Origin of the sequence: Ferrovum sp. (genome assembly GCF_027317285.1) — a bacterium.
Taxonomy (GTDB): Bacteria; Pseudomonadota; Gammaproteobacteria; order Burkholderiales; family Ferrovaceae; genus Ferrovum.
This window is the reverse complement of sequence record NZ_DAHVHV010000006.1, coordinates 52,045-62,986: the sequence shown is the minus strand read 5'-3', so window position 1 is coordinate 62,986 and position 10,942 is coordinate 52,045. Positions and strand designations below refer to the sequence as shown.

The window sequence follows — 10,942 nt, the reverse complement described above, 5'->3', positions numbered from 1 at the left end:
CACGCAAATGCGTCATGACCACCGGATCGATGGCCGCATCCATACCACTCGCCACAGACGGCGCAGAAACACCGGGGACAGCGGGGGAGGAAATGCGGGGGCTGTTTTCGGCGGGTTCAGCGACTTCCCCTGAAGTGTCGCCTGTCCGCCCCCAGGACAGTATCAAACCCTGCATTTTTTCATAAAGGAGATCCGAATCATTGCCAAAGCGCGTCAATACGGTATTCACCCCTTCTTTTTTGCGGGAGAGAGTCATCCCCTTGTGGGGAAAATCGATTTGCCGCAACAAGTCGCGAATCAGGGCGGCCCAGGACGAGGAGGGAACCGTCGAGGAACCGGCGATCATCTCGGAAGAGGGCGCAGCGGGCCGAAAGGTTTCCTTGCCACTGATTTCCGCGTAAAGACGGACGTAATTCTCCGGGGTGGGGGACAGTTTTCGCGCCACCAGGGCTTTCAGGGTTTTACCCGCCAATTCGGCGGGGGTGGGTTCAGAGGCCATGAGGTACTCTTGCGTGACAGTTTTTGGCGTCAGATCAGAAAGGAATTGTACTCTGGCTCAGTGCAACCCGAAAAGGATTTTGAACCCAACAGAAACATTTTCCCCCCAGGGCTGCCAATACCCGAGGACCCCAATGAAAACCATGCTTCCCAAGGCGACCCACAGTACACGATTTCTGCGCCGCACCTGACGCAGTTGTACCTCCATGCCCAACACCCGTTGGGCCCATTGCATCTCGTCGATTTCCGCCCTGACGGTGGTGTGCAACCGTGCTTCCAGGGTTTGTTTCTCCATGGCACGTTCCAGAAGTTCCTGTTCTGCTTCGATGCGCCGTTCCATTTCCTCACGGGCACTCTGCTCCTGCTTCTGGCGCGCCTGTATCTGAAGCGTCAGGGCAACTTCCTCCTCCTGTCTTGCCCGTGCCGTGCTCATGGCTTCCTGTGCCGCACGCAAACGCTCCGTTGCCAGGACCGTGGCCCGTTCCTCTTCCAAAATCCTTGCATTATCGGCCTCGATGGCACGCAGGGCTATTTCCATTCGCCGTTCGATGGTTTCGATGGCAAGCCGTTCCGCCTGCTGTCGTTCTCCTTCCAGCCGTTTCAGATCCCCGTTGCGCGACTGTACCAGTTGATCCACGGGAACCGCCCGCAAAACGGCTTCCGCGCGCAATTTGGCCTGTTCTTCCAAAAAGGCATGGGTTTCGGCTTCCACCTGAGACCGGGCAGCCCGTATGGTCGCCAACCCCTCTTCCAGGTCTGGTGACGCCTCATCCTGAATCCAATGTCTCTGAAGTGCCCTGCTCATGATCATCTCCCCCCTTTTTTTCCTGCTTATTACTTTCGGACCGCCCGCAAAAACCCCGCCTCTGACAATTCTTTTGCCAACGCTGCGTAATCTGACGCGCCCCCGCTGTGCGGGGCATAACGAAAGACATCCTGACCGACGGAAGGACTGGTGGCCAATGCGACGTTTTCCGCAATTCTGGTTTTGCAGACATCCTCTCCGTAGCGTTCACGCAATTGGCGATCGACCTCGAATGCCAGTCTGCGGCGCGGGTTGAATCGGGTTACCACGATTCGTCGCGGGTAGGCCCGTTTGAGGCGTTTTTCCAGAACATCCAGAGCGGACTCGATCCGATAGACCCCCTGCAGGGACAAATAGTCGGCGGCCACCGGAATCAGGACGTAATCCGCTGCCAGCAACGCATTCAAGGTCAGCACCCCCAGATTGGGACAACAATCCATCAGGATGGGTGAACGTTCACGTACTACGGCATTCATGCCCCGGCTCAAGAGCGTAGCCGCCTTGGGATCCCCTCCCTTGAGCGCATCGATTTTGGAAAGATCTGCGGTGGCGGGGATCAAGTCCCAACCCGAACGCGTCCTTTCGAGCAAGCGCAAGAGGGGCGTTTGGTGTTGGAAAAACGCAGCCATCCCTGCCCCGGGTAGTGCCACCACCCCACTGGCCAGACTGAGATGGCTTTGAGGGTCGAGGTCGAGCAACAACGGATTCGCGCCGGCACGCACCCAGGCAGCCGCCAGATTGAGGCAGGTCGTGGTCTTTCCTACGCCTCCCTTCTGATTGAATACCGCAATGACACCCATGCCGCTCCTTTCACGCCTCAGAAAATCCGCTCCCCAGAGTCGCCCTAGTATGCGGCCCAGCCCCCCATACCGAAGGGGAGAAATGAAGCAGTTTTTCCGCTCAATCCGTTGAAAAGTCGTGTAGAATCCATGAAAAGCCGGTTCGAGCATCAGAATTCGCCCTAAAGTATCGCTCTGGGTTGCCGATAACCCAGCCATGAGCAGCCTTACTGGGAGACTCCCGTGAAAATAGACAAAACCGTCAAGTCCGCCCCACCCACCCCGATCCAGGGCGGTTCCGGTCGAACTTCTTCCGCCTCAGCCCCTTCCGCCTCATCACCGCAGGGAGCGCGCACGACCAGTGAAGCCGGCACCGCCGCTTCAGGGGCCGCTTCGGGAACCACCGTTCATATCGGCGGAACCGCAACCCACCTGAAGGCAACCATTGCCGCGGCCCCCAGCGTCGACCTCAGCAAGGTCGCTGCGGTACGCCAGGCCATCAGTGAAGGGCGCTTTCAGGTCAATGCCCACGCCGTGGCCTCGGGCCTCATTGCTTCGGTCAAGAGTTTGATTCAGGCGAGTGGGCACTGAGACCTCGATGTCCAGTTCTTCCATCTCAGCCTGGGAAGCGGCCCTGGATGAAGAAATTCTGGCTCTAGCGCAATTTCAGGCCCTTCTGGACGAAGAACAAGGGTTGTTGATGTCCGGGGAGACCCTCCCGCTCATTCCCCTGGCCGAAAAGAAAAACCGGCTTGCCCAACGGTTGATCGACCTGACCACCTACCGTCGTGAACTGGGGACGCCACCGGTTGGACACAATATCGACCGCCTGAATGCCCTTCTGGCCAATACCCAGAAAGCCGAAACCACCAACCGGACCAATGGGGAACTGATTCAGATTCGCCTGCGTCACAATCAGCAAGCCCTGACGATTCTTCAGCAAGCCGCCCAGAAAGCCACACTCTATGGCCCGGACGGTCAGACTCTCGCGCCCGCCACAGGGTCAGGGCGCCCCCTGGCCTCGGGTTGATCACTTTCCCCAATAGTCGCCCTGTTCCACGGGTTTGAGCGTTGGCGTCAGAACCGTGACGGTGACCCGACGATTGCGTGCCCGATCCTCCGGAGAATCATTCGGCACGATGGGATCGTTCTCCGCATCCCCTGCTGCGGTCAAACGCTGGCTGGCCACGCCATCATCGATAAAGAAACGAACGACCCGGCTGGCACGGGCAGTGGACAGTTCCCAATTGGAGGGATAAAGGGCGGTGCGGATGGGAATATTATCCGTATGTCCCTTGACCTCCACCGCCAGCCGGTTGGTATTCAATACCTTGGCTACCTCGTCCAGGGTGGGGCGGGCATTGGCCTGAAGTTCCGCATCTCCTTCCTGAAACAGTACCTTCGCATTCAAGTCGATCACGATGCCCCGTCCGGTTTGCAGAACCCGCACCATACCTTGCTTTACCAGTGGGGCCAGCACACTGTCCAACTGATGGAGCATGGCGTGGATACTGTCCTGTTGGCGACGTTGAAGTTCAATGAATTGTAAATTCCGCTCGTCGATCAACGACTTGAGCACCGAGTCCTGCTCGATGACCAACACGCCGGAAGATCCCTGACGCACATTTTCCTTGAACGCCGAATTGATGGCACTGTGGAAACGTGCATATTTCGTCTCGTTCACCGCAGAAATGGCGTACATCACCACAAAGAAAGCAAAAAGCAACGTAATGAAGTCCGAATAGGACACCAGCCAGCGCTGTTCGCTGTGATCCCGTTCGGCGCGGCGGGAATGCCGCGCCAACTCAGGAGAGATATCCCTCGAGTTTACCTTGGACAAAATGTGGGTTCTCACCGCGCGAGATCAATAAAAAACCGTCCACCACCATTTCGTAGGTAGCGATTTGCTGCTGAACCAGGAATTTCAATTTATTGGCAACGGGAAAGAAAAACAGGTTGGCAAAGCCTACCCCGTAAATCGTGGAAACGAAGGCTACCGCAATCCCTGCGCCCAACTGGGCAGGGTCCCCCAGTCGTTCCATGACCTGCACCAGCCCCAACACCGCGCCCAGCATACCGATGGTGGGCGCATAACCGGCTGCCTGTTCCCACATTCGCGCAGCTGGCCAACGCAGTCGCTCGTATCCCTGAATATCCACTTGCAGGGCCGCGCGAATATGCTGCGCATCCAGCCCGTCCACCACCATCTGCAGCCCCTTGCTGATCAGCGGGTCCGTTTGCCGCGCCACATGAGGTTCCAGCGCCAGTAACCCGTCCCGCCGCGCAATCTTGCTCCATTCCACCACCTGGCTGTGCAGTTCTGCCGTATGAAACACGGGTTTCCACCATACCCAAAGCAGCATTCGCATGCCCAGCGAGAAGACATTCCAGGGGGTCTGCAGAAGCATTGCCCCCAGCGTCCCGCCCATCACGATCACAAACGCAGTCAACTGAAACAGGCTGGACAGAGCCCCACCCTCCAGCCATTGACCGATCAGAACCGCCATCAGCCCGAAAACCAGCCCGAAAATACTCAGAATATCCATGCTCAGTGATGACTCTTGAGACGGCTGCGCAGACGCGTCACTGCCTGGGTATGAATCTGACTGACGCGCGACTCGCTAACCCCCAGGACTTCGCCAATTTCCTTCAAGTTCATCTCCTGTTCGTAATGCAATCCCATCATCAACCGTTCACGTTCCGGCAACTCTTCGATGGCCTCCACCAACGCCGTCTGAAAACGTTGATTTCCCAGCAATGCCAGGGGTTCGAGTTCATGCCCGAACTCATGGCGATCAAAGAAGGATTCTTCACCGTCCTGTTCACGAAAATCTTCGTAGTACAGCAACTGCGCGCCCCGCGCTTCAAACAGCAATGCCTGGTAATCGGCCAGACTCATCTCCAGTTCGCTGGCCACCTCGGATTCACTGGGAGTCTTGCCTTGCCGTTGCTGGAGGCGACTGATTGCCTGTTCGACCCGTTTGGTGTCACGCCGCAAATTACGCGGCATCCAGTCCGACTGACGCAGTTCGTCCAGCATGGCTCCCCGAATGCGTTGCCCGGCATAGGTCTCGAACTGTGCGCCGCGCAACTCGTCATAGCGTGTCGAAGCCTCCAGCAAACCCATCATTCCCGCCTGAATCAGATCATCCACCTCCACGCTGCCTGGCAATCGGGTCATCAGGTGATGCGCAATACGCTTGACCAGAGGCGCAAAGGTTTTCAGACAATCTTCCTTGTCTTCCAGACCTGCGGGTGTATACATCCTTACCTCCCTCCCCAGGCCACCCGCGCTTTCCTCTCCCCCCATGAAAATCCGTCGCTTTCATTCCTCTGGGCGGTCCTCTGGTTTCGCACCACCGGGTCCCAGGACAAGATCTGAGTCCTGAGGCGCATCAAGGATTGGGACAGGGATACCGAGGGCAACCCTCCCATCGTGTTAAAACGCCATTGTGTGTCATGAGCAGGCCTTTGAGCAAGGGGCAGGAAACCAAAATCACGGTACTCCAGCCCGATGGACTGGACCAGGGCACGGCAGCGTCCCTGCCATTCAAGCACCCTGTCCCCATTCGTTGCCCGGTTGATGACCCCCCCCACTGCAGTCGGCGAATGGGACAACAGTTGACTCAGGCGTTTCTGGCAGGCCGGCCATGAATCGGCTTCGTCAATCACCCATAGAACGGAAGCGCGGGTATTTTCGTGATGGCCTCGGATGCGACGGGCCAACTCCAGTGAGGCACTGTCCACCAGCACATGGGTACGTTGGTGCGCCAAGGCAACCAGCCCTGACCAGGGCACGGCTGCGGGCGTTGCCTTGACCCGCTCCAGGTTGAGATAATCCACCTGCGGCCCGATCGATACCAGGGCCTGAGCCCAGTCGAGATGTCCCGCCAGGACCTGTCGCGCGTCGTAGCGCAAGCGAAGGTTGAGGATCCGGCCCAAATGACGGGGTCCCCGGTGTTCATCCAGCACCAACATGGACGAAGCGTGATCGCCGATGCAGGCCAGCCCCGCCACCACCAGGGAGGCGCCTGCCCCCGGACGACTACCCAGAACGGTAAGAATCCGACAGTGCGGAGGGGAAATCAGGCGCCGCAATCCGCTGGCCTGGTCGCACGCTCCGGGGTCAGGCATGGCTCAGGCCCCCATTCTCCAAAGAAAATTCGAGGGGTAAGGCAATATTGTACCCCACCATTTCAAGGCTGTTAAAAGTTGCCTGCAAGAGAGCCATCAGGTTCGCTTCGCGCAAGTCTTCCGGCACCCGTTGTCCGTTGGCGACATAACACAACGGCAGGCGGTGGCGAATCGCCACGTCGAGCACCCCGCCCATGGCCAACGCTTCATCCAGTTTGGTGGGGATGCACCCCAACACATTGGGCGTACGGTAGACCCGAACCACATCTTCCAGGGTGTGCAGGTTACAGGTTGCATTGAGTAACAACAAGCGTCGCACACCCAACGAATCCAGTTGATCATTCTGTTCCTGAACGCGGCCATCGCGCTGACCCATGCCCATGGTATCGACCAATACCAGATGTTTGTCGCGCAATCCATTCAACGTCGTCTTGAGATCCGCCGCATCCTTGACCGTGTGCACCGGGACCCCGAGAATCCGCCCGTAGACGCGCAACTGCTCATGGGCACCCACGCGATAACTGTCCGTGGTCACGAGCCCCACCCGGGTGGCCCCATAACGAACCACGGCCCGAGCCGCCAGTTTGGCGGTGGTCGTGGTCTTCCCCACTCCCGTAGGGCCCACCAGGGCAAAAACCCCACCCCCCCCGACGATCGTTTCATCCCCACGCAAGGCGCATAAATTCCGCTCCAACACTTGCGTCACCCAACTCAGGCCGGCCTGTTCGGGCATCTGGTCGAGAATCTGCTCGGTCAGGGCCGAACTGAACCCCATCCGCACCATGCTGCGCTGAATCTTGCCTTTTTTGGTGGCGTGCGCAGTGGGTGTTGCCAGCGAAACCAGTTGGCCCTGTAAATCCGATTGCAACCTTCGGATCTCCTTCATCAACTGGGAGACATTCTCTTTTTCTTCGTTGTTTTTCCCGCCCTGCTCCAGTTGAGCAAGGGCAGCGGGCGCAGCCGCCACGATTTCTACATGGTCGCCCACCCGCCGGTTGGACAGAATAACGGCATCTTCCCCCATTTCCACCCGTACCTGACGTAACGCATCCCGCGCGGTCAGAGCCCTGATGGTTCTTGTTTGTGCATTCATACTCGCCCTCCAACCAGCGATGTCACTTTCACGGTTCTAAACCCAGGCACCTCATCCTGAGCAATCACTTTCAATTGAGGCAAGGTCCGCTTGAGAAAGCGCGCCAGCAAATCCCGCAATTGTCCCGGCACCAGCAGGACCACCGGAAACCCCATCATTTCCTGACGTTCCGCCGCCATTCGTGTCTCGCGCAACAGGGTATCCGCCAGGCCTGGCTCGATGGCCTGCTGTAGTCCCCCGGCCTGCATGGCCTGAGCCAGAAGATGTTCCAGTTCCTTGTCCATGGCAATCACCTGTAATTCCTGTGAGGCGGGATAGAGTTGTTGAATGATCGCCGGACCCAGTGCCACCCTGACCTGAGCCGTCAGGTAAACAGGGTCTTGCGACACGGGTACATATTTGGACAGTGTTTCCAGAATGCTGCGCATATCCCGAATGGGTACTCCCTCCTCCAGCAGGTTCTGGAGAACCTTTTGCAACAGGGCATGAGAGAGAAGTTTGGGAACCAACTCCTCGATCAGTTTGGGACTGGACTTGGCCACATGCTCCAGCAACTGGTGCAACTCCTGTATCCCTAACAGGGAAGCCGCCTGCAGATGGATGAGGTGGCTGAGATGCGTGGCCACCACCGTACTAACGTCCACGACCGTATAGCCCAGCGCCTGCGCATGATCCTTGAGTACTGCCTCGATCCAGATGGCGGGCAACCCAAAAGCCGGATCCTGAGTGGGCGTTCCCTGCAATGTCCCCGTAACCTGCCCGGGGTTGATGGCCAGAAACTGTCCGGGCAATGCTTCCCCACTCCCGATTTCAGCACCTTTCAGCGTGATCCGATAGGCGTTGGGGCGCAATTCCAGATTATCGCGAATATGAATGGCAGGGGGCAGAAACCCTATTTCCTGGGCAAACTTGCGCCGCAACCCCTTGATCCGCCGTAACAGATCCCCATCCCGCTCCTTATCCACCAGGGAGATCAGACGGTAGCCGACTTCCAGACCCAGGACATCGATGGGGGTCACATCTTCCCAGGTGGCTTCCGGCGCCTCGAGGGAAACCTGGGGCGGGGCCTGGGGCAGGGCGGCCTGCACCGCCTCGAAGCGCTGGCGTTTCCACAATGTGGTCCCCCACCCGCCCAGAATGGCCGCAAAGAGCAGAAAAGCAAAGTGCGGCATGCCCGGCACCAACCCCAAGGCACCCACGATGGTTCCGGTCAACATGAGAACCAGAGGCTGGGTGAAGACCTGACCCATCAGTTGCTGACCGATGTTTTCGTCGGTAGAAACGCGGCTGACCACCACACCGGCTGCGGTGGAAATGACCAGCGAAGGAATCTGTGCCACCAACCCGTCCCCGATGGTCAACAGCGTGTAGTTCTTGGCCGCCGTCGCCACATCCAGATTATGCTGCAGGACTCCGACGATGAACCCACCAATGATATTGATGAGCAGAATCATGATCCCTGCCACAGCATCTCCGCGCACAAACTTGCTGGCCCCATCCATGGACCCATAAAAATCCGCTTCCTGGGCAATGTTGAGGCGACGCTTACGGGCTTCTTCCTCACCGATCAAACCGGCATTGAGATCGGCATCGATGGCCATTTGTTTACCGGGCATGGCATCCAGGGTAAAACGGGCGCCCACCTCAGCAATTCGCCCCGCTCCTTTGGTGATCACGACAAAGTTGATGACCACCAGGATCAGGAAAACCACGATCCCCACTGCAAAATTCCCCCCCACCAAAAAGTGTCCAAAGGACTCGATGACCTTCCCCGCCGCATCCGGCCCGGTATGCCCTTCCAGCAATACGATCCGGGTGGAGGCCACATTCAGGGACAGACGCAGCAGCGTGGTCATCAGCAAGACTGTCGGAAAGGCGGAAAACTCGAGGGGTTTCAGCGTATTCATGCTGACCAGCAACACCATGATCGAAACGGAGATGTTGAAGGTAAAAAAGATATCCAGCAAAAAGGCAGGCAGAGGCAACACCATCATGCTCAACACCAGAATGATGAGAACGGGACCGGCCAATCCCTTGCTTCCGGCTCCTTTGAACAAACCCTGAACCGTCATCAACGCATTGTTCATGATGTGCTCACCCGGTTTTCAGGATCAAGTTCCTCGGGAACAGGAAGGTTTTGAGGCGGAGGAGGAACATCGCCTCCTTCCTTGCGCTGTCGTTGTAACTGGTAGGCATAGGCCAATATCTCGGCGACTGCAAGATAGAGCGCCTCTGGTACGGGATGTTCCAACTCGGTATGGGCATGTAATGCCCGTGCCAATGCAGGGGCCTCCACCACGGGAATGCGATGTGTGGCCGCCAGCGCGCGAATGCGTTCCGCCACCTGGTGAACCCCTTTGGCCACCACGATGGGGGCGCGCATGACGCCCTCCTGGTAGCGCAGGGCCACCGCATAGTGGGTAGGATTGGTCACCACCACGTCCGCACTCGGGACCTGAGCCATCATGCGCCGACGCGCCCGTTCACGCTGCATACTCCGGATCTTGCCCTTGATCTGGGGATCCCCTTCGGTTTCCTTGGCCTCCTGGCGAATTTCATCCTTGGTCATGCGAAGTTGACGATTGTGCTCCCACAACTGAAATGGCACATCCACCGCGGCCACCAGCATCATCCCTGCCAACATGGCCAAAAAGGCCTGTCCCACCAGGGTCCCCATCTGCAAGGTGGCGGCAGGAATGGACAACGCGGGGAGCATCAGGGTCTGATCCAGATAGTGCCACACCGCCCAGACCCCTGCCCCACCCACCACTCCCGCCTTGGCAATGCTTTTCACCAATTCCACCCCCCCCTGGGCAGAAAACATGCGTCCGATACCGGCCAGGGGGTCCAGGCGGGAAAAATTTGGTTGCAACGGTTTGAAACTGAACAACCACCCATTCAGGAGCAGGGGAGAAAAAATGGCCGTCATCAGGAGCAAACCCCAAAAGGGCAAAAACACGCCCACGATCTCCAGCGACAATCGTGAAAACCGTTCCATCATGCGTACGGGGTCAGTCGCCACCCCCGCATCGAAACTCAGTCCCTGGCGAACCAACCCCAACAATGATTGACGCAGATGCGCCCCCATGAACCACAACCCGCCGCCACCCGCCAACAACGCCATGAAGGTGGACAGTTCGCGGGAACGGGCGACCTGACCTTCTTCGTGCGCCTGATCGAGACGTCGCTGCGAAGGTTGTTCGGTTTTTTCGAGATCGCTCTCGCTGTCCATAGGAACTCTCTGAGATTAGGGGACACATCGACACGCCATTATCCTGAGGGGAAGCCCCCCTCAAAGGCAGGAACAACCAGGGGTTTACCCCGTCATTTCTCCAGACGGTGCAAGAGTGAGACACTTTTTGCCTTTATTTGAGGATGGGAAAAAAATTTTATTTTTTTAAAAAAACCCTAAAGTTTTCCAAAAGTCTGCCGATAACCTGTTTATAGACGAAGCAGAATACCGCAATCGACTGAAAATATTGAGTTTTTATTTTACCCGCTTTTTTTGCCCCCGATGGCAAAGCGGGCGTTTGTGTCGCCCATAGGTTTTATTCCTACGACAAATTCATCAAATTACTGATTTATTCTCCTTTTTTCGTTCGGCACAATGGGCCCATCGTGACCCGTGGTCAC

The 10,942-nt window shown here is 57.6% G+C and carries 11 protein-coding genes and 1 pseudogene; 2 read left to right on the top strand and 10 right to left on the bottom strand.

The window, feature by feature from the left end; translation table 11 throughout:
• The 3 genes and pseudogenes from M6F29_RS03055 to M6F29_RS03045 all read right to left on the bottom strand — a co-directional run.
• A pseudogene (locus M6F29_RS03055) lies at positions 1 to 499 on the bottom strand (hypothetical protein); the annotation flags it as partial.
• A 57-nt stretch (positions 500 to 556) separates the two neighbouring features.
• Positions 557 to 1,303: a hypothetical protein gene (locus M6F29_RS03050; protein WP_298157385.1), complete on the bottom strand. Its 747-nt coding sequence runs from the start codon at positions 1,301 to 1,303 to the stop codon at positions 557 to 559.
• Positions 1,304 to 1,332: 29 nt separating this feature from the next.
• A complete protein-coding gene (locus M6F29_RS03045; protein WP_298157382.1) occupies positions 1,333 to 2,301 on the bottom strand; it encodes a ParA family protein in 969 nt (322 codons plus the stop codon).
• A 24-nt stretch (positions 2,302 to 2,325) separates the two neighbouring features.
• Between M6F29_RS03045 and flgM the strand changes: the two genes are divergently transcribed.
• Positions 2,326 to 2,673, top strand: a complete 348-nt coding sequence (gene flgM, locus M6F29_RS03040; protein ID WP_298157379.1) for a flagellar biosynthesis anti-sigma factor FlgM — start codon at positions 2,326 to 2,328, stop codon at positions 2,671 to 2,673.
• A 7-nt stretch (positions 2,674 to 2,680) separates the two neighbouring features.
• Positions 2,681 to 3,112 carry a flagellar protein FlgN gene (locus M6F29_RS03035; RefSeq protein WP_297454694.1) on the top strand — a complete coding sequence of 144 codons (432 nt, stop codon included), beginning with the start codon at positions 2,681 to 2,683 and terminating at the stop codon, positions 3,110 to 3,112.
• Here the strand turns inward: M6F29_RS03035 and M6F29_RS03030 are convergent, their stop codons facing one another.
• Genes M6F29_RS03030 through flhB form a run of 7 tightly spaced genes read right to left on the bottom strand, consistent with a single transcriptional unit; the run spans position 3,113 to position 10,541 of the window.
• Complete coding sequence (locus M6F29_RS03030) at positions 3,113 to 3,886, bottom strand: OmpA family protein (protein ID WP_298157377.1); 774 nt, start codon at positions 3,884 to 3,886, stop codon at positions 3,113 to 3,115.
• 1 nt (position 3,887) lies between these two features.
• Positions 3,888 to 4,628, bottom strand: coding sequence for a flagellar motor protein (locus M6F29_RS03025; protein ID WP_297496978.1), 741 nt, complete (start codon positions 4,626 to 4,628; stop codon positions 3,888 to 3,890).
• A 2-nt stretch (positions 4,629 to 4,630) separates the two neighbouring features.
• Complete coding sequence (locus M6F29_RS03020; protein ID WP_298157373.1) at positions 4,631 to 5,347, bottom strand: RNA polymerase sigma factor FliA; 717 nt, start codon at positions 5,345 to 5,347, stop codon at positions 4,631 to 4,633.
• 2 nt (positions 5,348 to 5,349) lie between these two features.
• Positions 5,350 to 6,216 (bottom strand): hypothetical protein, encoded by an 867-nt coding sequence (locus M6F29_RS03015; RefSeq protein ID WP_298157371.1) that lies wholly within the window; start codon positions 6,214 to 6,216, stop codon positions 5,350 to 5,352.
• Positions 6,209 to 7,309: a flagellar biosynthesis GTPase FlhF gene (flhF, locus tag M6F29_RS03010; RefSeq protein WP_298157368.1), complete on the bottom strand. Its 1,101-nt coding sequence runs from the start codon at positions 7,307 to 7,309 to the stop codon at positions 6,209 to 6,211. Before flhF ends, M6F29_RS03015 begins: the two co-directional genes overlap by 8 nt.
• The gene (flhA, locus tag M6F29_RS03005) at positions 7,306 to 9,396 is read right to left on the bottom strand and encodes a flagellar biosynthesis protein FlhA (protein WP_298157365.1); all 2,091 of its coding nucleotides are present in this window, start codon (positions 9,394 to 9,396) and stop codon (positions 7,306 to 7,308) included. The genes flhF and flhA overlap by 4 nt, the downstream gene beginning before the upstream one ends.
• Positions 9,393 to 10,541, bottom strand: a complete 1,149-nt coding sequence (gene flhB / locus M6F29_RS03000) for a flagellar biosynthesis protein FlhB (RefSeq protein WP_298157363.1) — start codon at positions 10,539 to 10,541, stop codon at positions 9,393 to 9,395. The genes flhA and flhB overlap by 4 nt, the downstream gene beginning before the upstream one ends.
• Positions 10,542 to 10,942 lie beyond the last annotated feature (401 nt).